Below are 21,330 nucleotides of genomic sequence, written 5' to 3' on the forward strand. Positions count from 1 at the left end.
TGATCAATCGTATAATCAAAAAAACTATAATGACTCGATTATATCATGAAAATTGTTTCTATTAAAATAAAAAACTATCGTATGTTTAAAAATATACACATAAGAGATATTCCCCCTTTTTGTGTGATTATTGGAGCTAACGGCACGGGAAAATCTACTCTATTTGATATTTTTGGGTTTCTGCGAGATGCCCTCAAAAACAACATTCGCCAAGCTTTACAAATTCGCGGCGGTTATAGAGAAATTATCACTAGAGGTCAAGAACAGGAAGATATTGAAATTGAGCTGCAATTTCGCATGAACATCTTAGATACAGAACGTCTGGTTACTTATCAAATCATAATTGGACAAAACAATAATCGCCCCGTTATCAAACGCGAAATACTTCGCTATAAACGGGGTGAACACGGTAAACCTTTTCATTTTTTAGATTTTCAACTTGGTCAAGGATATGCTATCACCAACGAAGAAGATTTTAGTAAACCGGATAAAGAACTCGATCGAGAAGAACAACAGCTAGAATCTAACGATATACTAGCAATCAAAGGATTAGGACAATTTCAACGTTTTAAAGCCGCTACAGCCTTTCGTTCTCTGATTGAAAATTGGCACGTTTCTGACTTTCATATTAGCGAAGCTAGAGGAAGTAAAGAAATATCTTATGCTGAACACTTATCCACCACTGGCGACAATATAGCTACAGTTGCTCAATACATTTATCAACAATATCCCGAAATTTTTCAGCAAATTCTCGAAAAAATGAAACAAAGAGTTCCGGGTATTTCCTCTGTGGAAGCCAAAGAAACCGAAGACGGTCGCTTGATTTTACGTTTTCAAGATCAGGCCTTTAAAGATCCTTTTATTGATCGCTATGTTTCTGACGGGACTATGAAAATGTTCGCTTATTTAATATTACTATTCGATCCCAATCCTCATCCCCTACTCTGTGTCGAAGAACCAGAAAACCAACTTTATCCTACTTTATTAAAAGAACTAGCCGAAGAATTCGCCCACTATAGTGATCGGGGGGGTCAGGTATTTGTTTCTAGCCACTCCCCCGATTTTATCAATGCGGTTCCACTAGCTAGTATTTTCTGGCTAATTAAATGCCAAGGTATCACCAAAATCCATAGGGCTGCCGATAGCGAAATCCTCAAAAACTTAGTAGCGGAAGGCGATTTACCCGGCTATCTTTGGAATCAAGGCTGGTTTGAAGGAGTAGCACCCTAATGAACTATGATATCGTATTTTTGCTAGAAGAGTCATCTATAGAAAATGTGTTAGACGAACTTTTGCCTAAGCTTATTCCCCCAGAAATAAGCTATATATGTATCAGTCATCAAGGTAAACAAGACCTAGCCAAATCTATTCCTATAAAACTCAAAGCTTTCAATAAATCTAGTCCCAATACCAAATTTATCATTGTCCATGATCAGGACTCCCACGATTGTCAAGAACTCAAAAAAGAACTAGGGAAAATTTGTCAAAATGCCAGTGATGCTCAAGTCTTAATTCGGATTATTTGCCATGAATTAGAATCTTGGTTTCTGGGAGATTTAGCAGCGGTGGCCAAGGCGTATAATTTAAATAGTCTCAGCCAAAAACAAAATAAAAGTAAATACAGAGAACCAGACCTGCTTAACTCGGCCAAACAAGAATTAAAAAAGCTAGTGAAAGAGTATTATGCAGGAACCCATTCTAAACAGATTGCCCCCCATCTTTCCCTAACTGAAAATAAATCCCGTAGTTTTCAAACTTTTATCCAAGGTATCAAAAATGTTGTGGAAATGATACAACGCCCCCATCCGAACCCGAACTAAAATAGACCTCGACCTAATCTAATTAAAAGCCTGTAAACTCCTAACCAGGGTGATAATTTCTATCGATAAGATTTTTGCGCCCAAAAATATTCCCCCCGGCAGAACCGAGGGGAAAGTGGCAAAAAAACTGCTAGATTAGCAGTTTAAGGCTAAGTCTTGGGATTCTTTTTTCAAGAGATTAACGAGGGTTTCATCCCCATTCTCTTGAGCGATTTGTAAACGACGTTCCAGACGAAGACGAATATTGTTCAGATGGATGCTAGAAAGGGTTTCCTCTTGGACAACAACAGGGGGTTTGACAACGGGCAACGGACAAGTGCTTGGGATGACTTGCCCGGTAAGATGAGGACGGGTGCTGTAGGCAACTCCACGATACTGACGATGCAGTTTCGGCTCTAATTGGAGCATATGGCGAGGATAATGGTGATTCCAGTCTTGACCTCGGTATTTACCCCCGATATCTCCGGTCTTCATCTCCAAGGGGAGAGAATCCCTTTCGTACTTAACTCCTCGATAGGCTAACGTCATATCACCGACTCCCTGCAATGCTTTAAAGTGACTTTAATCTCTCTTGTCGTCTCTATTTAGGGACAACAAGTTAGAAGATTTTATTTCTTATTCTGTATCTATTTTTACATTTTGTTAAGGAAATTGAAAAAACTTTATAAAAATTTAATATTTTCTAGCTGGCTATAGTATCCTTTTCCGGCTGGGTTTGGTCGCCCACCAAAGGAGCCTCTAGGGGTTTGAGGATTAATTTTGGTTGCTCGTCCTCATTGATGAGACGAATTTGAATTTGCGGGCCGGAGGCGGCTAAACGAACCACCATACCATCAACGACGACGGTTTTCTCGACCGGTTTGCCATTGAGAAACGTCCCATTTGCCCCTAAATTTTCCAATTCCCAATCATCGTGATCATTATTATGGCGGATTTCTAAGTGCCGCCTCGAAACCACAGCACTATAGAGAACTACATGATTATCCAGCGCCCTGCCGATGAGAATGGTTGATTGATCATTGTCAAACTGCCAATGTTGTAGGGGCGTGGACTGGCTGGGGTGTAAAAGAGTTAAAGTGATCACGGTGACTATTGGCGGCAAGATAGAGGCGGTGGACAGGGTAAATTTTATTTGTTGTCAAGATTCATTCTTGCCATTAATACTAAATCCGTTGAGTATAGACTACATATCAGGACGGGCAAAAGGCAAGAGGCAAGAGGCAAAAGGGGGAATAAATAATCAGTTTTTAATAACCGGATTTAGGATAAGTCTTTAATCCTAGCAATGAATATCTCTAGTTAATTGACTAAGCCTTTTCTTTCCATTGTCTCACACTTTCCCGTTCCCTCAGAACCGACCTCCCCCAGAAAATCTAGCCCCTTCGCCCTAGTATTAATAAAACTGATGGGGTATGATTTCCACATTTTGAGCAATTTTTAACCTCTTCAGGGATAAGATAGTGCTGGTGTCACCTAAACATTGATCTATGAGCGGCTTTATTATCAAAATAATCTTGATATCGGCTTTGATTTCCCTGGGAATTAAATATCTTGCCCCTTTATTATCGATCGCTCCCAGTCCTCTTAACACTTTAATTCTGGTTTTTACTCCTTTTCTGCTCACGGTTTTTGCCCTCTGGAGACGGACAATAACTGATTAGGAATTTTTCTCCTTACTCATCATGACTTTTGGCAGCAGCCTCGGTTTAGTCCTGTTAGTCTTTTGTCTGTTGATTCTCTGGCAGATTCGACAGATTCTTTTATTATTATTGATGGCGATTCTTCTGGCTCAGATTTTAAATTTGGCTGTGACTTGGTGGCAGCGTCATCACCTCAAGCGTTCCTACGCCCTAATTATCACTCTTTTTGGCTTTTTTATTGGTATTATCGGTATTTTTGTGGGGATTATACCCGCTTTAGTCCAACAATTTCGCCAATTATTTAGTTTACTTCCCCAAGCTATAGAAAGACTCTGGGGACAAGTCCATAGTCTTGAGGATTATCTCGATCCTAGTCTGGCCACTGTCTTCCCGGACTTTAAAACGCTGCTGGCTCAATTACAACCCCTGATTAACCAAATTGCTGGCCGGGGTTTAAGCATTTTTTACGGTACTTTCGGCATTATCCTCAGCTTACTGCTAATTATTGCCCTGAGCTTGATGATTCTCGCCGATCCTGCCGCTTACCACCGTTGTTTTCTGCGTTTATTTCCCGCTTTCTACCGTCCTAGAGTACGATCGATCCTAGAACAGTGCGATCGAGATTTAAAAGCTTGGCTAAAAGGGATTTTCTGTCATATGTTGATTATGACCTTGGGCAGTTGCCTAGGTCTATCCCTGATCGGCATTCCCCTTGCTTTTTCCCAATCTATTCTGGCAGGATTTCTCACCTTTATCCCCAACCTCGGGCCGGTTCTAAGCACGATTTTACCCTTTTCTATCGCCCTTCTGGAAGCTCCCTGGCAACCCTGGGCGGTTTTACTACTCTACAGCAGTATTTATCTGTTCATTCAATATTTCGACCATCATTCACCGCTGCCCATTTTAACAGTGCGGTCGCTCAAGCTCTTACCCGCTTTTACCCTGTTGGCCCAGTTGTTTTTTGCCTCGATTTTTGGCTTTTTAGGGCTATTTCTGGCGGTCCCCCTGACGCTTATCGCTCGCATTTGGCTCAAGGAAGCTTTGATCGAGGATATTCTCAATCATTGGCGGACTGGGAATAAAAAATCTTAAACTGGGGATCTAGGATTCGAACCTAGGAAATGGCGGGACCAAAACCCGCTGCCTTACCGCTTGGCTAATCCCCATTGGACAGACCTTTTTAATATTAGCATTTATCTCCCCGGTTTTGTCAAGAAGTTGATAAAAATTTTTTACTTCGGGTTTGCGGCAAAAAGTTTTTCGTGGGGGCAGGGTTTGGGGTGTGGGGTGTAGGGTTTGGGGTGTGGGGTGTGACCCCCCCCAACCCCCCCGACATCGGGGGGGTGATGGGGTGTGGGGTGTGGGGTTTGGGGTAGGGTTGATTCATGAATCAACCCTACTAAGTACCTAAGCAAAATTAATTACACATATCTAACCCCGCTCTTGCCTCTTGCCTCTTGCCTCTTGCCTATCTTCACTAGGAAATTAATTTTGCACGACTACTTATGAATCAACCCTAGGGTTTGGGGTATAAGGAGAAAAATCTATGGATAATAGCGCACAAAACTGGTACATTGTCCAGGAAAATACGGGAATTTGTCAGATTATAGCCCTAGAAAACGGAAAAACCCCAGTTAATGGTCAATACTGGGGTCCCTTTGCCGAGCGGGGAGAAGCGATCGCCCGTCGGGTGGGTTTAATTCGAGCGGGCAAATGTCAACCTATTGTTTAGCGGTATTGGTGGGCGTTTTCTTGCCTTCAGTGATTTCTTTTTCCAAGATTTCAAAACCCTTCTTGAATTGAGGATCCTGGAAGGTTCCCACCCGATCCCGTTCCTGTTGAAGATTTTTGCGATCTTCCTCGCTCAGTTCCGACTCCACATCCGGATGAATACCATCTTTATTAATGTCCCGTCCGTCGGGGGTGAGATACTTGGCAATTGTCACCGCCAATCCCGAACCGTCACTAAGACTGCGTACCGATTGCACTAATCCCTTACCAAAGGTTTTCGTACCGACAATAACCGCCCGATCATGATCCTGTAAAGCTCCGGAGAGAATTTCACTGGCACTGGCGGAACCACCATCGACGAGAACAACCAGCGGTTTATTAGTCAAAGCTTGATTGTTGGCCCGTTGACGTTCCGTCACCCCTTTGCGATCGACCGTAGAGACAATTAAACCATCGGGTATCCACATCCGAGCGATTTCGATGCTGGCGTAGAGTAAACCGCCAGGGTTAGAACGCAGATCGAGAATATAACCCTTCACCCCTTCAGCTTCCAATTCGCGAATCGCTTGACTCATATCGCCACTAGCTTGGGCGCTAAATTGATTAAGACGGATATAACCGACTTTACCGATCGGGGTGTTTTCCGTGTGAGCGCGTACCGGGTGAATTTCAATTTTGGCCCGGGTAAGAGTCAATTCTTTCTTCTCCTCACCCCGTTGAATCGTGATCTTAACACTTGTCCCCACTTTGCCGCGGATCATGCTCACCGCTTGATCGAGTTCCATGCCTTCGGTAGATTTACCATCGATAGCGATAATCACATCTTTGGGCAGCACACCAGCTTTAGAAGCGGGAGTATCTTCAATAGGTGAAACCACGACTAACTGCTTGGTTTTCTCATCTTTGGTCAATTGAATCCCTACCCCAGTCAATTCTCCCGATGTATCGATCTTCATATTGTTAAACTCTTTGGGATCCATAAAACGGGTATAGGGATCATTGAGAGTTTTCAACATCTCGCGGATAGCGGTGTATGCTTCCTCTTGATTTTTGTAGGAACGATTTAAATACTGATTGCGGATGGCGTTCCAGTCCGATTGATTAAAAGTGCCATCTAAATAAGTGCGGTTGATGATCTGCCAAACCTCATCAACGGTTTCCTTGGGACTTTCCTGAAAAAAAGCTTGACTTTGGGAGAGTCGGAATCCCGCCCCCGTGACGGCGACGGTAGACAGGACCACTGCTGTAGCACCGAGAACAAGTCCGCGTTTGTTGATAACCATAGGTAATTTTCGGATAAATTAGGCTGTTCTTGCCAGAACGCTCTTTCTGGCTGACCGTCGAAATATCTTGGCAAAAAGGAGCGTTTAGGTTTACTGGAGACAGACAAAAGAACGCCTGTAGACTACTACTGTTATAACATTTATTATCTCTTTCTTTGTCAAACTGATTACTTGAGTAGCGATCGAGTTGCCAGCAGCCCACCTCGCGACCTAAGATAACAGCAAAACTGCCCCAGATTTTCCCTATGAGCGATCAAATCCTTTCATCCCTCTCCCTGGAACAAAAACGACAAAACCTGCGCCACCAAAGGCGATCAAAGGTGTGGCAAGCCCTAGGTCGCTTTCTGGTGGTTAGTGGTTTAGCGACGGGATTAGCTTGGGGGATGACTTCACCCTATTGGACAATTAGCAAGGCCGGACAGGTGGAAATCGCAGGCACGGAATTAATGTCACCCGAGTCGATTCGTGCTTGGCTAAAATTAAGCTATCCTCTGTCTCTCTGGGAATTACCCACCCATCAATTGCGAGAAAAATTAGCGGCTATTCCCGCTATTGCCGACGTTAAGATCGAGCGGCAATTATTACCCCCGAAAGTGATTGTTTCTATTCAAGAAAGAAAACCTGTTGCCCGTTGGCGTTCCCATCAACAGCAAGGCTTTTTAGATGCCACCGGAACGATAATTCCTCAAAACTATTATGGTCGAACTCTGCCCAAAACCCAATTACCTAGCCTAGAAGTGCTTGGTTACGACCGACAATATCAACAACAGTGGCAAAAAATTTATCCCTTAATTGATAACTTATCAATTAAAGTTACCGCCATCGATTGGCGCAACCCTAGTAATCTTGTACTAAAAACCGAACTGGGACAGGTCTATTTAGGTTTTTATAAAGATAGATTGCCCGAAAAATTAACCGCTCTCGTACAATCGCGGCCATTGTCATCCAAGATACCTCTGGCGCGAATTCTCTACATTGACCTGAGCAATCCCGATGCTCCCACTGTACAATTAAAACCGCAGCCAGCCCCTATGGTTGCCAAAGTAACGGCAACTACTAGGGATTAACTGGAATTGATCAGCAAATAACCGCAATTATTCCCTTTAGGTATTGCCAAAAACCCCAAATTATGATTTTCTGAACCAGAAACTGATAATGTAGATACTGGAACCGACATAATATTAGTGATAGTGTTAACATTGCATCTCTGATTCATCAAACCAATAACAGAAGCTTGTACTAAGAGTGTTCCAATTCCAATGACATCGATTAATGAAATCGTTCCCACCTATCCCAATCTGAACAGTAACGATTATGCCAGTTCAGCTATGAGCGAAGATAATCATTACTCTCAGAATAATGCTGGAGTATTATTTACTCGCCCCCATGAATCACAGATGACACCCCGAGAAGAAAGTCGTAGTAATCGCATCGTGCCAAGTAATGTCGCCAAGATCAAGGTGATCGGGGTCGGCGGTGGGGGCTGTAACGCCGTTAACCGCATGATCGCCAGTGGCGTGACTGGAATCGAATTTTGGGCAATTAACACCGACGCCCAGGCCCTGGCCCACTCCTCCGCCCCCCAGAGGTTACAAATCGGGACAAAATTAACCCGTGGCCTAGGGGCGGGGGGCAATCCGGCGATCGGACAGAAAGCGGCGGAAGAATCTCGGGATGAAATCGCCCAAGCATTGGAAGGAACCGATCTAGTCTTTATTACCGCCGGCATGGGCGGCGGCACGGGAACGGGGGCCGCTCCAATTGTGGCCGAAATTGCCAAAGAAATCGGCTGTTTGACCGTGGGAGTTGTGACTCGTCCCTTTACCTTCGAGGGTCGTCGTCGCACTAATCAGGCCGATGAGGGGGTGGGCGGTTTACAAAGTCGGGTCGATACCCTGATTATTATCCCCAATAACCAGTTATTACAGGTAATACCCGCCGACACTCCCCTACAGGAGGCTTTTCGGGTCGCTGATGATGTGCTGCGGCAAGGGGTACAGGGTATCTCGGATATTATCACTATCCCCGGTCTGGTAAATGTGGATTTCGCCGATGTGCGGGCAGTGATGGCCGATGCGGGTTCGGCCCTAATGGGCATCGGCATCGGTTCGGGAAAATCTCGGGCTAAGGAAGGCGCGATCGCGGCTATATCCTCACCGTTACTGGAATCCTCGATCGAAGGGGCGAAAGGCGTAGTCTTTAACATCACCGGCGGTCAAGATCTAACCCTACACGAAGTCAATGCCGCCGCCGAAATTATCTATGAAGTGGTGGATCCCAACGCTAATATCATCTTTGGGGCAGTAATTGACGAGAAAATGCAGGGAGAAGTCAGAATTACCGTCATTGCCACCGGTTTTTCCGGGGAATCCCCCTCTCGTTCCACCGGTAACAAGGTGGTGATCAATACCCCCGCACCCAGTCCAGCAGCCACTCCCGAACCACCAAAACCGGCGGGATTAGATATCCCCGAATTCTTGCAACGTCGTCGTCCTTTTGATCGCTAACTTCCTATGACTGCCATTGCCCTTACCATCGCCGGTTCCGATAGTGGTGGCGGCGCGGGAATTCAAGCTGATTTGAAAACCTTCGCCTTCCATCGAGTTCACGGCACCAGCGCCCTTACCTGCGTTACCGCCCAAAATACCCTAGGGGTCGAGCGCGTCGAGTCCCTAAGTCCAGAAATGGTAACGGCCCAAATCGATGCCGTGGTCGGGGATATGTCTGTGTCAGCGGTTAAGACAGGAATGCTGTTCAGCAGCGAGATTATCGAAGCAGTGGCCGAGGCGATCGAGCGCTGGCGTTTAATCAGTTTAGTGGTGGATCCGGTTATGGTTTCGCGGGTAGGAGCCAAATTAATTGATGATCGGGCTATAAATAGTCTTTTGGATAGTTTAATTCCTCTGGCTTCGATTATTACCCCCAATCGTTACGAAGCACAGCTTTTAAGTGGCATTGAGATCAATGATTTTGAGACGATGAAAGCGGCCGCCGAAATTATTTTCCAGAAGTCGGCCACACCAGTATTAGTGAAAGGAGGAGGGATGAAAGGCCGGCTGCGTGGGGTTGATCTCTGCTTTGATGGGGAGGAATGGGAAACTTTTAAGACCAGAAGCGTCGAAACCAATAATACTCACGGGACTGGTTGTACCCTATCGGCTGCGATCGCTGCTAACCTCGCTTTGGGGGATGACCTGAAAATAGCGGTGAAAAAAGCCAAGGATTACGTTACTAACGCCCTTGAGCATTCCCTCGCTATCGGTCGCGGAACCGGTCCAGTGGGTCATTTTTACCGCTTAAAAGCCCTAAATTAGTCAATTCATGACCACTACGCCGCGTACTTCCCCCCAAATACCCCAGAGTTGCACTGGTCGCCCCTCGGTTCCCCTCTCGGTCTATCGGGAATTAGTTAAAGAATTGTAAGCCACCCAGGCACGGGTTGAGTCTCTAGAAGCACAAAACCAGCAACTTGTCAAGAGTAATCGGCAATTACGTCAGGAAATCGAGGGCGTTGTCAGATCAGAAGAGGAAAGATGCAATGCTCCGGTGCTGATTCGGAGCATCTTTCAATTTGACAAGGCCGATTGTAGGGCTAATTCATGAATTAGCCCTACAATCGGCGTAGGGCTAATTCCACTGCTAAATCGAGCGACCCCTTCGACCCCTTCGGCCTGGCTCAGGGCAAGCTGGCTCAGGGCAAGTCTTGTTCCCGACTTAAGCCCAACTATCGGCACTATTCGTTCATTAAACACTAATTGTCAAGATGCAATGCAATCCTTGCTATCAAAGTAATTTGGCGTTGCTGATTTGAGATATGAATCTTCTTTTGTGGGATTTTTAAAACCTAGACCTAAACTAACTTTTGGATGGGTGCAAGATTGTCATTCATACCTTGATTCAGCAACGCCAAGTCCTGTAGGGGCGAAGCATTCGGGTATAACCCATCGCTGAAACCGTAGATTTTCTATCCGAATGCTTCGCCCTTACTTTTTCAGCAAGTCCTAACCAATTCAGATAAAGGTTCAGGACCTACCCATCTACCTTGTTTCCAGATTTCCTCATCCTCTACCGGTAACGCATCGGGATCGGAACGGGCAGCTTGATCTATTTCCTCTTCGGTCATCTTGTTGAGACGTTCCCTCTCTTTTAGTTTTTCCGTGCCGGACTCGATGACGATTTTCTCTTGGCTACCGTCCTTTAAGAAAACTGTAATAGGCTTTTCGTTCACGCTCATTTGCCCTCCTAGCACTAATTAATCGACACGATTTGCCTCTTAAGGTATATACAAGGCAATAGACCTGTTTTTCAAGTTCTCCAAACGCTATCGTCCGTTTTTCGCCATAATCTCTACGATTCTGTTGCCCCTAAGCTTTCTGTTCCTGTTTAGATTTATGTAGGGGATCCATATAAATCTCTAAGCGCTTAAATACCACAGAGGAAAGGGTAGTTAAAACCAAATAAACCAAAGCAACGGCGATATAAATCTCGAAAGCTTTATAGGTAGTGGCTACCATTAATTGACCTTGCCGGAATAATTCTTCAAAACCGATTACTGCCGCTAAACTGGTATCTTTAATTAGGGTAATAAATTCATTCCCCAAGGGTGGCAACATTCGGCGAAAAGCTTGGGGAAAAATCACCTCGCGCATGGTTTGCACTGGGGACATTCCTAAACTAGAACAAGCTTCCCATTGACCATTATCGATCGATTGAATACCGCCGCGCATAATTTCAGCTAAATAGGCCGCCACATTTAAACTTAGGGCAAATAAGGCCGCTGGTAAACGATCTAAGTCGATATTTAAGCCAATTTCTCGGAACAATCCGGGCAAACCAAAATAGATCAAGAATAATTGCACCAGCATCGGTGTTCCCCGAAAGAAATCCACATAGATGCGGCAAATTATTTTTAACCATTTGTAGGGAGAAATCAGGGCAATAGCCACTAAAGTTCCACCGATTAACCCGAAAAGAAAAGACAGAACCGTTAACAGAATTGTCCAGGGAACCCCTTTCACAATCAGGTTATAGAATAATTCCCCCCAGTTAAACCTCGATTCCTGTAAATTCTTTAAAGCTGGGGCAACTAAAGGTAATACTGGCGGTTTTTCTCCAAACCATTGCTGAAAAATAACATCGTACTGACCACTTTCTATAACTCGACCGAGAGCATCATTAATTAACTGGAGATAGGGGGAATTTTTGGGTAAGGCAATCCCGTAGAATTCTTCCGTTAATAATTCTCCGACCACCTTTACTCCCCGTAAACCCGCTTCTTTAATTGCATACAAAGTCACGGGTTTATCGTTAACTACCGCCTCTACTCGACCATTAATTAATTCCTGCAAAGCTAAAGCCGCCGAGTCAAATTGACTAACCACTGCTCCAGGTATTTTTGTCGCTTCTAAGGCTCCCGTTGTGCCAATTTGGACGGCAATTCTTTTGCCTTTTAAGTCTTCAAAATTTCTAATCGTCTTATTATCTTCCCGAACAGCGATCGCTAAACCAGCCCTAAAATAAGGTCGAGAAAAAGAAATCGCTTGGGCGCGTTCGGCGGTGATTGTCATGCCACTAATAGCGGCTTCCACTGTTCTTGCTTGTAGAGCCGGAATAATACCATCAAAGGGTAAATTTCTAAAGTCAATGTTGAGATCAGCTTCCTTGCCAATTGCCCGCATTAAATCGATATCAAACCCAGTTAATTGTCCCCCTTGTTGGAATTCAAAGGGTGGAAAAGTTGCTTCTGTGGCGACTCGAAAAGGATTAGGAGGAGTCTGAGAAAAAGCGGGAATAACAGTTAATCCGATCGCCAAAACTAATCCTAACAAGGCAAAGATGACTCTCTGCACCGCCCGCCCTCGCAAAAATTTAATCATTTTTTAATTGTTTCTCCTTGATTTTTTTACTCAATTAAGTTAAGGATTTCGTCCTACTCCTCACCTAAGACAGATGTAGAGAGACTATTTGAGTATTATGATTATTCCTCTTGATAAAATGTCGTCAAGGATACAATCTAGCAGAAACTAATCTCGATACCTTTATACAGAATGTAAAATTTTTTACGAGAGGACATCATGACCACTACCACCCCTGTGATTGTTAGTGAAGGTTTACGCAAAAGTTACGGCTCTTTAGAGGTACTTAAAGGAGTTACAGGTACTCTTTATCAAGGGGATGTGGTATCGGTAATCGGTCCCTCTGGCTGCGGCAAAAGTACCTTTTTACGCTGTCTCAATCGTTTGGAAACAATTAACGGCGGCCGCTTGGAGGTGATGGGAATTGACATCTCTTCCCCGAAGTTAAATCAATCAGTCCTCCGCAATTTACGCAGCCGGGTAAGTATGGTGTTTCAACACTTTAATCTTTTTCCCCATCTCACCGTTTTACAAAACTTGATGTTAGCCCCCAAGCAGGTGTTACACCACTCGGAAAATGAGGCTAAGGATACGGCAATTCAGTATCTGGAAAAGGTGGGTTTGGCCCCAAAAGCCGATGTTTATCCCGACCAATTATCGGGAGGCCAAAAACAACGGGTGGCGATCGCTCGCAGTCTCTGCATGAAACCAGAGGTGATTTTATTTGATGAACCCACTTCGGCCCTAGATCCGGAATTAGTCGGGGAAGTGTTAAACGTTATGCGTCAATTGGCCGATGACGGTATGACTATGGTAGTCGTCACCCACGAAATGCAGTTCGCTAAGGAAGTCTCTAACAAGGTTTTGTTCTTTAATCAAGGTGTGATCGAAGAAGCAGGCGATCCCGACACCTTTTTTAATAATCCCCACAGCGAGCGCCTACAAGCTTTTTTAAGTCGCATCAATAGTAATTAGGGTTGGCTGAATTCAATAGGAGTCAGGTTTTGGGGTTTTGGGGTTTTAGGGTTTTGGGGTTTTAGTTCAATTTCCCCATTTCCCCATTTCCCCATTTCCCCATTTCCCCACTTCCCCATTTCCCCACTTCCCCATCACCCCACCTCCCCACCTCCCCACCTCCCCACCTCCCCACTTCATAATTCCCCCTCCCCACTTCCCCAACAATTGTAAAGAAATATTACAATTATGCCGTTATAACAGCTTACCATCTTGACAGGAGAGAAAGACAGTGGTTATAGTAGAGACACATACCCGGGTAAACCAATTTAGTGATATGCAAGACAAGCAAAAAGTCACACTGTACCTTCCCCCTGGAGTCCATCGTCAACTAAAGATAAGAGCCGCGATCGATGAAGAATCGATGTCAGGGCTGGTGGAGAAAGCGATCGCTTTCTACCTGAAATACCCCGAAAAGGTAGAAGAAATCGAAGCCACCGCCTACGGCAAAACCTATCAGGTTCATGTCTGTCCCGAGTGTGATGCCGCGTTAGTGATGAAAGAAGATCGGCTAAGGTCGATCAAACGCCAGCCCGCAATAGTGGGCGACGAGTTCCCGATCGAAGTTCCCGAACCCGTTGGCGCTCAAGGAACCGCAGAGGGAGAAGCAGCCTTAGTTCCCTGCTAAACTCGCAGTAGCCGAACAAGGCATCTACAGCCATCAGCCGCCCAAGGTCAAAACCGTTACCACAAATAGGGTCGATGTTATGAAAGAAGAGCTAGAAATTCTCGTCAAGGCTCAGTACCCCCTGATTTACCTCGTCACCTCCGAGGAGGAAAGGGCAGAAGAAGCCATCAGCAAAATAGCCCAACTAAATACACAACATCGACGGGTGTTTGTCTGGACTGTCACCCACGGCATGATCGAACTGGGTCAACCGCGCCAAACCAGTCAACATAATACCGTGTCTCCGGAAGCGGCGATCGAATGGGTAGTGCGTCAACGGGAAGCGGGCATCTACATCTTCAAAGACCTGCATCCGTTCATCACTTCTGCTCCAGTGACTCGCTGGTTAAGAGATGCGATCGCCAGCTTTAAAGGAACCGAAAAAATCATTGTTTTAATGTCTCCCCTGCAAGAAGTCCCCATAGAACTAGAGAAAGACGTGGTAGTTCTAGATTTTCCCCTGCCGGACATGGGAGAGTTAGATACGGTTCTCTCGCAACACCTAGCCAAAAATAAAAATCGTCGTACCACCACAGAGATCCGGGAAAAACTCCTGAAAGCGGCCTTAGGCTTAACCAAAGATGAAGCCGAAAAGGTGTACCGCAAGGCCTATGTAAAAGCGAACAAATTGACGGAAGACGAGGTAGAAATCGTCCTTTCCGAGAAAAAACAACTGATTCGCCGCAACGGAATTTTAGAATACATTGAAGAGGACGAGACCATCAATGCCGTCGGCGGTCTGGAAGAACTAAAAAAATGGTTAAAACAGCGCTCGAACGCCTTTACAGAAAGAGCCAGAGGTTACGGACTCCCGCAACCGAAAGGGATGCTAATTTTAGGAGTGCCGGGCTGTGGTAAGTCCTTAATCGCTAAAACCACCTCGCGCCTCTGGAGTTTACCGCTCCTGCGCTTAGATATGGGACGGGTTTACGATGGTTCCATGGTGGGACGTTCCGAGGCTAACCTGCGTAATGCCTTAAAAACTGCCGAATCCATCTCTCCGGCCATTCTGTTCATCGATGAATTAGATAAAGCTTTTGCCGGTGGTACAGGATCCGCCGATTCCGATGGGGGAACCTCTAGCCGCATCTTCGGCTCCTTCCTGACTTGGATGCAGGAAAAAACCTCGCCCGTCTTCGTCATGGCCACAGCTAACCGGATTGAACGGCTACCGGGGGAATTTCTCCGCAAGGGGCGCTTCGATGAAATCTTCTTTGTCGATTTGCCCAATTCCGAAGAAAGACAAGATATCTTTAATATTCACCTGACTAAACGACGCTCCGACATTTCTCGCTTCGATTTGGAGCAGTTAGCCAAGGTATCCGATGGGTTTTCCGGTGCGGAAATAGAACAGGCGCTGATTGCCGCCATGTATGAGGCCTTCGCCCAAGATCGCGAATTCACGCAATTAGACATTATTGCGGCGATTAAGGCGACTCTGCCCCTATCTCGCACCATGACCGAACAGGTGACAGCCCTGCGTGATTGGGCCAGACAACGCGCCCGACCTGCTTCGGCCTCCGTCGCTGAGTACCAGCGATTGGAGTTCTAACAGACTTTCGCCCGCTCCCAACGGGATGAAAGGCTAGTTCTCAGGGACTAGCAATGCCTCGAAAAGCCGCTTGGCGGCACTCTTTAACTCTCAATCTGTTGTTGTTAATTCTTATCTACAAAGAGGAAATTCCAATGTCTCATTTCAGCACTCTCCGGACCAAAATCACCGATGCCGAAATCCTCAAAGCTTCTCTCCGCGACCTCGGCATTAGCGTGAAAACCGAAGCCGATGTTCGTGGTTACAACGGTCAACGGGTTCGCTCTGACATCGTTGCTGTTCTCGATGGCGAATATGATCTCGGTTGGTCCCGCAATACCGACGGCAGTTTCGATTTAATCGCTGACCTCTGGGGTGTGGCCAAAAAACACAATCAAACCGAATTGATCAACTCGATCAACCAAAAATACGCTGTGAACAAAACCCTATCCGAAGTGAAACAGCGCGGTCTGCAAAACGCTAACGTTAAGCTAGTCGTTCAAAGCTAAGATTTACAGCGCGTTCCCAAGCCTAGGGGTTGACCAGTTCGGTTAACCCTTTTTTCTGTCTCTGGGCTATGTTAAGAATGGTAAAATTAACTTGACAAAAATGCTCCGACCCGAAGAAAGAACTAAACTCGATCCGACCAAAGACAGCGATTTTTATGCTTTTCCCCGCTTTGTCACCCACGTGGATGAGGGTTTTATCGATCGATTAACCGCTCTCTACCGAGAGATCTTATCGCCGAATACGCGCATTTTAGACCTGATGAGCAGCTGGGTGTCCCATTTGCCAGAGGAGATGGAATTTGAGCATATCGAAGGTCACGGGATGAATGGGGAGGAGTTAGCCAAAAATCCCCGCTTGCATAGTTATTTTGTCCAAGATCTCAATGCACAGCCAAAATTGCCCCTAGGGGATAGTTCTTTTGATGCGGTGTTAATCACGGTGTCGGTGCAGTATTTGCAGTATCCAGAGGCGATTTTTGCGGAACTGTATCGCATTTTAAAGCCTAATGGTCTGGTGGTGGTTAGTTTTTCCAATCGGATGTTTTACCAAAAAGCGATCGCTGCTTGGCGCGATAATAGCGATTTAGGCCGGGTAGCGTTAGTGAAATCCTATTTTAAATCGGTGGCGGGATTTAGGGAAGTACAGGCGATCGTTCGTCCTGCTACTACCCCCAGGTTCCTACAAATGTTAGGAATTATGGTTGCTGATCCCTTCTATGCAGTGATAGGAAAAAAAGAATCTTCTCTAGGATTATAATCACCGTTAAGTAGGGAGGCACAATTATTTGTAGGATGGGTTAGCGGTAGCGTAACATGGGCAGGCGTTGGGTTTCATGCTTCAACCCAACCTACGTTCATCTGAAAAAGTTTTTCGTGGGGACAGGGTGTGGGGTTTTACCGGTTTTGAGGTGGCCAATTACCTAAATTTTCAGGGAAAAAGTGCCTCAATTTTTTGCTTTTATGAGGAGAAAACGGGTTTCTCGGAGAAACCCGTTTTCTGTGCGTTACTCAACGGATTTAGTATGAAATGACTAGAGGACCAAAAGTAACCCGATGGATTTTGCAGATTTGTGGGTGATACCACCCTTGTCATTTCCTAACTGTGCATTGGACACTTTCCGCCAGAAACCAATTTTTCTAAAAATTGGCTATTATCAAAAAAATGTTCGACATAAGTTAGTTTTAAATCTGCATTTACATCAGCAATTGTAATGCCATATACTTCTATTAGTTTGTTGGTAGGCGCATGACCTTTAAATTCTCCTTGATGTGTTCCCCAATGTCTCCATTTAAAAATAACTCTTGGCGGACCGCTATAAGCCTCAATAACTTCCCAAACAAAACCAGTTTTAAAAGCATTCATAAAACTGGCTGCACCTGATTCAAAATCTTCAGCTTTTGAACTATAAACCGGTGTTTCGCCTAAAAATAAATTATAAGTTCCGCGTTCTATAATATCTTGTACTGTATATTCAGGACCGTGGTTAGTACGCATTCTAAATTGATCTATATCAACCGATGTCCATTGATTGGGATTTAGCTTGTAAGTGGCTTCCATTTCAAATGTTCTTACTAAATTCTGTGCAATAGCTTCTAAGGAGCCAGTGGGATGATGTTTTTCGCTTTGCACCCTTAACGTTTTATTCGTTCCTGAATAATCGGGGCGTTTTCCATAACGCCATTCTATGCCGTCATCAGCCGCAAGTACATTATCTCTATCTTGTATTTGAATAGGAATATTTTCCTCGGACATATTTAACTCCTTCTGTGATCTTTACAATTGCTGAGACTTACCTAAAAAACAAATATCTCGTATTTACCTAACGGCTTAATTGAGGGGCAAACGATCACGTTTCCCTCCCAACAAAAACCTACCAATATTGTCCGCTCCAATGGTGTGTTATGCCCGATCGCTTAACTATGTCTTAATTTTCATGATCGCGAATAACCCCTGTGGACTGATAAGCTGCCCGCGCATTTAAATTGCTTGTTGAGACGAGGCAAGAGGCAAGAGGCAACAGTAAAGGAATTGGAGGAGATTCGGCTAATCTAAGAATAAGCAGTTTAAATAGGGTTTGCTGAATAAATGTGAAATGTAGGCAAGGTGGGGTTTTGTGGCTTTACGAGCGAAACAGGTGCAAGATTTTTGCGTCTTCATCGGCCTGCGTCCTGTAGGGGCGAAGCATTCGGGCAATAACCTATCGGTGAAACCGGAGATTTTCTATCCGAATGCTTCGCCCGTACTTTTTGCCGCAAACCCTAAATATGTCTTAGCTTACCAGCGCGTCCGCTTCGCCCTAATCTAAATCCTGTTGTGGCAACGATATCAGAGTTTTGTTCTTTACTTCTTGAACAGTCAACCAAACATTTAAACCGTCCACAACTGCTGTTGCCGTTGTGCTAGAATAACGAAAAATTCTCCCCATTGATAATTATGTTAGCAGAGTTAGCCGCCGCCGAAATCGCTAAAATCGCCTTTGAAGCTGTTATCGGTAAATTAACGGAAGGAGCAATGGATAAAGGTGTAGAATTGTGGCAAAAAATTAAGCAAAAGTTACAAAAGGAACCGGACGCAGCCAAGGTTTTAGCGGCAGCAGAAGAAACCAAATCCGAGGCGATGATTGAACAGCAAGTGGTTCCCTTTTTACAGGTAGAAATGCTCAAAGACCCCAATTTTGCCCAAGAAATCCAAACCCTAGCACAACAAATTATGACAATTAATCAGAATCAAACAGAAACGAAAACTCAAATTGGTATGCAAATTAACAAAGATATTAAACAACAATTGAACATTCAAGAAGTTAAGGGTGATTTAAATCTAGGAATCCCTCCTGAATGACTGGCGGATCTGCACGCAAAAGCAGACGCAATAGAAAATAATCGCAGTAGTCAAAGGAGTATTTTCAAGGGAGGAAATGCTCGAAAACGTCTCGCCTATTGGCAGGGAAGGAAGGAGGAAATCACCCAACTTAAGCAGTGGTTTACTGATCAAAATGTTGCGATGATTGGCATCAAAGGAGTTGGAGGAATTGGAAAATCTACCCTAGCTAGTAAAATTTTTGAGGAGGAAATTCCCCTCGATCCTTCCCTAGGAGACGATGAAGATTTATTCCCAAAACGCTTTTGGTGGGAAGCGGGAAATCTGGGCGGATTTAGTGGTTTAGCTCGCCAATTCCTGACGGAATTTGGTTATCCCGTCCCCGAAAAAGAAATAGATTTACAGGAAGCTTTAATCAGACAATTGCAACGCCATCGCCACCTAATTATTATCGATAATCTAGAGAGTTTATTAGGGGAAGATGGTTCTTGGAATAATGAATTTTATCAGCAGTTTTTTACTGCTTGGATAGAAAAAGGTGACACGAGCAAAATTATAGTCACCACCAGAGAAAAGCCAAAAACTAGGGGTTTTAACCATTGGATTGAGCTAAAAGGTTTGAAACCTCCTGAAGGGGCGCAATTGTTAGCAGAATCGCAAATAACAGGGGATCTAGAGAACTTTTCTCGACGGGTGGATGGTCATCCATTACTCCTGCGATTGGTGGCGGATTTAATCTTAGCCGAATTTCCGCAAAACCCCAGTTTAGAAAGGTTAGCGGATTTAGGATTAGGAAATTTATCGCAACTTTTGAGCGATCCGCAGGTGGTGGGGAGTCATCGTCAAGAGACAGTGGGAATTGCTTTAGTTTTAGATGCTAGTTTTCAGCGACTTAGCCAAAGACAGCAAGAATTATTCACTAAAACCAGCATTTATCGCCGAGAATTTGATTCTCCGGCAGCCAAAGCGGTGATGGATAATTACCCGGAGATCGCACTATCCGAGATCACGGCAGATTTGCGAGAATTGCAGCGACGATCATTATTAGAAGAAAAAGAGGAAAATCGCCAGCGAATTTTTAGTTTTCAGCCTTTAGTTTGGGAATATGCACAATACAAAGCCGGCGATCAAAGGGAATTACACCAAAAAGCGATCGCCTATTATCTTTCTATTGCTAAATCCGACTCCTGGGAAATCCTCAACGATGTGCAACCTTACCTAGAAATTTTCTATCATCGCTATCAGTTAACCGAGTACGACAATGCTTTTGATATTCTCCGTGCTATCGAGGATTTTCTCACCCGACGGGGGTATTATCAAACCCTAGCGGATTATTACCTTGAATTAGTCACTGTTTACCAACAACAGGAGGAGCAAACCAACCGGAATTATGCCGCATCCCTCACCAGTTTAGGCAATGTTTACGATTCCCTAGGAGAATACCAAAAAGCGATCGAGTTTCATCAACAGTCCTTAGCAATCACACGGGAAATCGGTGATCGGGGGGGTGAAGCGAATTCCTACGGTAATTTAGGCAATGTTTACTATTCCCTAGGAGAATACCAAAAAGCGATCGAGTTTTATCAACAGTCCTTAGCAATCTTTCGGGAAATCGGTGATCGGGGGGGTGAAGCGTATTCCTACGGCAATTTAGGCATTGTTTACAAATCCCTAGGAGAATACCCAAAAGCGATCGAGTTTTATCAACAGTCCTTGGCAATCAAACGGGAAATCGGTGATCGGGGGGGTGAAGCGAAAGCTTGGTTTAATCTGGGACTTACCTACTATAAACTCAAACGTATATCGGAAGCGAAAGAAGCATATCTTCAGTCGCGGGAATTATTTCAAGCATTGGGGTTAGCAGGATATGTTCAAAAGTGCGATGATGAAATTCGGCAATTAGAAACCCGAAAATATCCCTTAATCGTTGCTTTCTTTCTGGGGGTGATTAAGTTTCCTTTAGTTGTAATTGGGGGGATAATAGTGGCATTGTGGCGATTGTTAAAAAGATGGTTGAGGAAAGCATAATTAGGGGTAGGATGGGTTAGGAATCCCTTATTTTTAACCTGAGTTTGACATCTGCTAATTTCCCCTCATAACTACCCTAAAGTGAGAAATTATAGTAATATTTCTAAGGATTACCAGAAAAGAAAGAGCGCCACGCTGCTGTTCCGATCGCTCCTCCTAAAAGGATAATTAACGTCCAAACTTGATTTTTTTGGGTTCCTTCCACCTTTTCTAGTCTTCTATCCATCCCATCGACTTTCTCAGTTAGTTTTGCTTGTCCTACTTCTAGCTTAGTTAGCCGTTCGTCGATTTTATCAAATTTCTGGTTAAAATCCTTTTGTAAGCTATCAAATTTCTGGTTAACATCCTTTTGTAGGCTGTCAAATTTCTGGTTAAAATCCTTCTGTAGTCCGTCAAATTTCTGGTTGAAATCCTGTTGCAAGGTATCGATTTTT

General features: G+C 44.6%; 24 protein-coding genes and 1 tRNA gene. 15 read left to right on the forward strand and 10 right to left on the reverse strand.

Translation table 11 applies throughout. The features are described 5' to 3' along the window. Positions 1-45 precede the first annotated feature (45 nt). Positions 46-1,230, forward strand: coding sequence for an AAA family ATPase (locus O9324_RS24620; RefSeq protein WP_353851744.1), 1,185 nt, complete (start codon positions 46-48; stop codon positions 1,228-1,230). After that, positions 1,230-1,820: a DUF4276 family protein gene (locus tag O9324_RS24625; protein ID WP_002789303.1), complete on the forward strand. Its 591-nt coding sequence runs from the start codon at positions 1,230-1,232 to the stop codon at positions 1,818-1,820. The genes O9324_RS24620 and O9324_RS24625 overlap by 1 nt, the downstream gene beginning before the upstream one ends. Positions 1,821-1,955: 135 nt before the next feature. Here O9324_RS24625 and O9324_RS24630 read toward each other — a convergent pair whose 3' ends face one another. Together O9324_RS24630 and O9324_RS24635 are read right to left on the reverse strand one after the other, a co-directional pair. Beyond that, entirely contained in the window at positions 1,956-2,348 is a 393-nt protein-coding gene (locus O9324_RS24630; protein ID WP_002765208.1) for a DUF4278 domain-containing protein, read from the reverse strand. Positions 2,349-2,502: 154 nt separating this feature from the next. After that, entirely contained in the window at positions 2,503-2,904 is a 402-nt protein-coding gene (locus O9324_RS24635; RefSeq protein ID WP_002765209.1) for an FHA domain-containing protein, read from the reverse strand. A gap of 403 nt (positions 2,905-3,307) precedes the next feature. Here O9324_RS24635 and O9324_RS24640 point away from each other — a divergent pair, with 403 nt between their 5' ends. Together O9324_RS24640 and O9324_RS24645 are read left to right on the forward strand one after the other, a co-directional pair. Beyond that, positions 3,308-3,481 carry a hypothetical protein gene (locus O9324_RS24640; protein ID WP_167341553.1) on the forward strand — a complete coding sequence of 58 codons (174 nt, stop codon included), beginning with the start codon at positions 3,308-3,310 and terminating at the stop codon, positions 3,479-3,481. A 21-nt stretch (positions 3,482-3,502) separates the two neighbouring features. Further along, entirely contained in the window at positions 3,503-4,552 is a 1,050-nt protein-coding gene (locus tag O9324_RS24645) for an AI-2E family transporter (protein ID WP_002765210.1), read from the forward strand. A gap of 1 nt (position 4,553) precedes the next feature. On the opposite strand, the gene O9324_RS24650 is transcribed toward O9324_RS24645, so the two are convergent. Next, positions 4,554-4,626: transfer RNA gene (locus tag O9324_RS24650), tRNA-Gln, on the reverse strand. 380 nt (positions 4,627-5,006) lie between these two features. Here O9324_RS24650 and O9324_RS24655 point away from each other — a divergent pair. Further along, on the forward strand, positions 5,007-5,192 hold the full coding sequence (locus O9324_RS24655; protein ID WP_002736073.1) for a hypothetical protein: 186 nt from the start codon (positions 5,007-5,009) through the stop codon (positions 5,190-5,192). Here O9324_RS24655 and ctpC read toward each other — a convergent pair. Beyond that, complete coding sequence (ctpC, locus tag O9324_RS24660) at positions 5,182-6,474, reverse strand: carboxyl-terminal processing protease CtpC (RefSeq protein ID WP_002765211.1); 1,293 nt, start codon at positions 6,472-6,474, stop codon at positions 5,182-5,184. The genes O9324_RS24655 and ctpC overlap by 11 nt on opposite strands. A gap of 245 nt (positions 6,475-6,719) precedes the next feature. Here ctpC and O9324_RS24665 point away from each other — a divergent pair, with 245 nt between their 5' ends. From O9324_RS24665 to thiD, 3 genes are all read left to right on the forward strand, one after another. Continuing rightward, complete coding sequence (locus O9324_RS24665; RefSeq protein ID WP_288141575.1) at positions 6,720-7,541, forward strand: cell division protein FtsQ/DivIB; 822 nt, start codon at positions 6,720-6,722, stop codon at positions 7,539-7,541. A 192-nt stretch (positions 7,542-7,733) separates the two neighbouring features. Beyond that, the gene (gene ftsZ / locus O9324_RS24670; RefSeq protein WP_002765213.1) at positions 7,734-8,981 is read left to right on the forward strand and encodes a cell division protein FtsZ; all 1,248 of its coding nucleotides are present in this window, start codon (positions 7,734-7,736) and stop codon (positions 8,979-8,981) included. A gap of 6 nt (positions 8,982-8,987) precedes the next feature. After that, positions 8,988-9,788: a bifunctional hydroxymethylpyrimidine kinase/phosphomethylpyrimidine kinase gene (gene thiD, locus O9324_RS24675; RefSeq protein ID WP_288141576.1), complete on the forward strand. Its 801-nt coding sequence runs from the start codon at positions 8,988-8,990 to the stop codon at positions 9,786-9,788. 677 nt (positions 9,789-10,465) lie between these two features. On the opposite strand, the gene O9324_RS24680 is transcribed toward thiD, so the two are convergent. The 3 genes from O9324_RS24680 to O9324_RS24685 are packed head-to-tail and all read right to left on the reverse strand — an operon-like array spanning position 10,466 to position 12,350. Next, positions 10,466-10,708, reverse strand: a complete 243-nt coding sequence (locus O9324_RS24680; RefSeq protein WP_287627545.1) for a hypothetical protein — start codon at positions 10,706-10,708, stop codon at positions 10,466-10,468. Next, on the reverse strand, positions 10,662-10,799 hold the full coding sequence (locus O9324_RS27370; protein ID WP_071824355.1) for a BrnT family toxin: 138 nt from the start codon (positions 10,797-10,799) through the stop codon (positions 10,662-10,664). The genes O9324_RS24680 and O9324_RS27370 overlap by 47 nt, the downstream gene beginning before the upstream one ends. A gap of 39 nt (positions 10,800-10,838) precedes the next feature. After that, complete coding sequence (locus tag O9324_RS24685) at positions 10,839-12,350, reverse strand: ABC transporter permease subunit (protein ID WP_288141577.1); 1,512 nt, start codon at positions 12,348-12,350, stop codon at positions 10,839-10,841. A 198-nt stretch (positions 12,351-12,548) separates the two neighbouring features. Between O9324_RS24685 and O9324_RS24690 the strand changes: the two genes are divergently transcribed. Then, positions 12,549-13,304 carry an amino acid ABC transporter ATP-binding protein gene (locus tag O9324_RS24690; RefSeq protein WP_002765219.1) on the forward strand — a complete coding sequence of 252 codons (756 nt, stop codon included), beginning with the start codon at positions 12,549-12,551 and terminating at the stop codon, positions 13,302-13,304. Positions 13,305-13,370: 66 nt separating this feature from the next. On the opposite strand, the gene O9324_RS24695 is transcribed toward O9324_RS24690, so the two are convergent. Further along, positions 13,371-13,508: a hypothetical protein gene (locus O9324_RS24695; protein WP_288141578.1), complete on the reverse strand. Its 138-nt coding sequence runs from the start codon at positions 13,506-13,508 to the stop codon at positions 13,371-13,373. A gap of 112 nt (positions 13,509-13,620) precedes the next feature. Between O9324_RS24695 and O9324_RS24700 the strand changes: the two genes are divergently transcribed. From O9324_RS24700 to O9324_RS24715, 4 genes are all read left to right on the forward strand, one after another. Next, positions 13,621-13,971 (forward strand): slr0373 family blue light stress response protein, encoded by a 351-nt coding sequence (locus O9324_RS24700; protein WP_228021039.1) that lies wholly within the window; start codon positions 13,621-13,623, stop codon positions 13,969-13,971. A 79-nt stretch (positions 13,972-14,050) separates the two neighbouring features. After that, entirely contained in the window at positions 14,051-15,562 is a 1,512-nt protein-coding gene (gene ycf46 / locus O9324_RS24705) for a stress-responsive protein Ycf46 (RefSeq protein ID WP_287627540.1), read from the forward strand. Positions 15,563-15,696: 134 nt separating this feature from the next. Then, positions 15,697-16,050, forward strand: coding sequence for a DUF1257 domain-containing protein (locus O9324_RS24710; protein WP_002731874.1), 354 nt, complete (start codon positions 15,697-15,699; stop codon positions 16,048-16,050). Between the two features lie 100 nt (positions 16,051-16,150). Further along, complete coding sequence (locus O9324_RS24715; protein ID WP_288141579.1) at positions 16,151-16,807, forward strand: class I SAM-dependent methyltransferase; 657 nt, start codon at positions 16,151-16,153, stop codon at positions 16,805-16,807. A 339-nt stretch (positions 16,808-17,146) separates the two neighbouring features. Here the strand turns inward: O9324_RS24715 and O9324_RS24720 are convergent, their stop codons facing one another. Continuing rightward, a complete protein-coding gene (locus O9324_RS24720) occupies positions 17,147-17,803 on the reverse strand; it encodes a nuclear transport factor 2 family protein (protein ID WP_002765229.1) in 657 nt (218 codons plus the stop codon). Between the two features lie 681 nt (positions 17,804-18,484). Here O9324_RS24720 and O9324_RS24725 point away from each other — a divergent pair. Both O9324_RS24725 and O9324_RS24730 read left to right on the forward strand, forming a co-directional pair. After that, positions 18,485-18,889, forward strand: a complete 405-nt coding sequence (locus O9324_RS24725; protein WP_288141580.1) for a hypothetical protein — start codon at positions 18,485-18,487, stop codon at positions 18,887-18,889. Positions 18,890-19,009: 120 nt separating this feature from the next. Then, on the forward strand, positions 19,010-20,896 hold the full coding sequence (locus O9324_RS24730; protein ID WP_502846602.1) for a tetratricopeptide repeat protein: 1,887 nt from the start codon (positions 19,010-19,012) through the stop codon (positions 20,894-20,896). A 103-nt stretch (positions 20,897-20,999) separates the two neighbouring features. On the opposite strand, the gene O9324_RS24735 is transcribed toward O9324_RS24730, so the two are convergent. Then, positions 21,000-21,330: DUF4164 domain-containing protein (locus O9324_RS24735; RefSeq protein WP_502846601.1), on the reverse strand; the 331-nt coding region annotated here is incomplete at its 5' end.

Source organism: Microcystis sp. LE19-84.1B (assembly GCF_027531875.1).
GTDB lineage: Bacteria > Cyanobacteriota > Cyanobacteriia > Cyanobacteriales > Microcystaceae > Microcystis > Microcystis panniformis.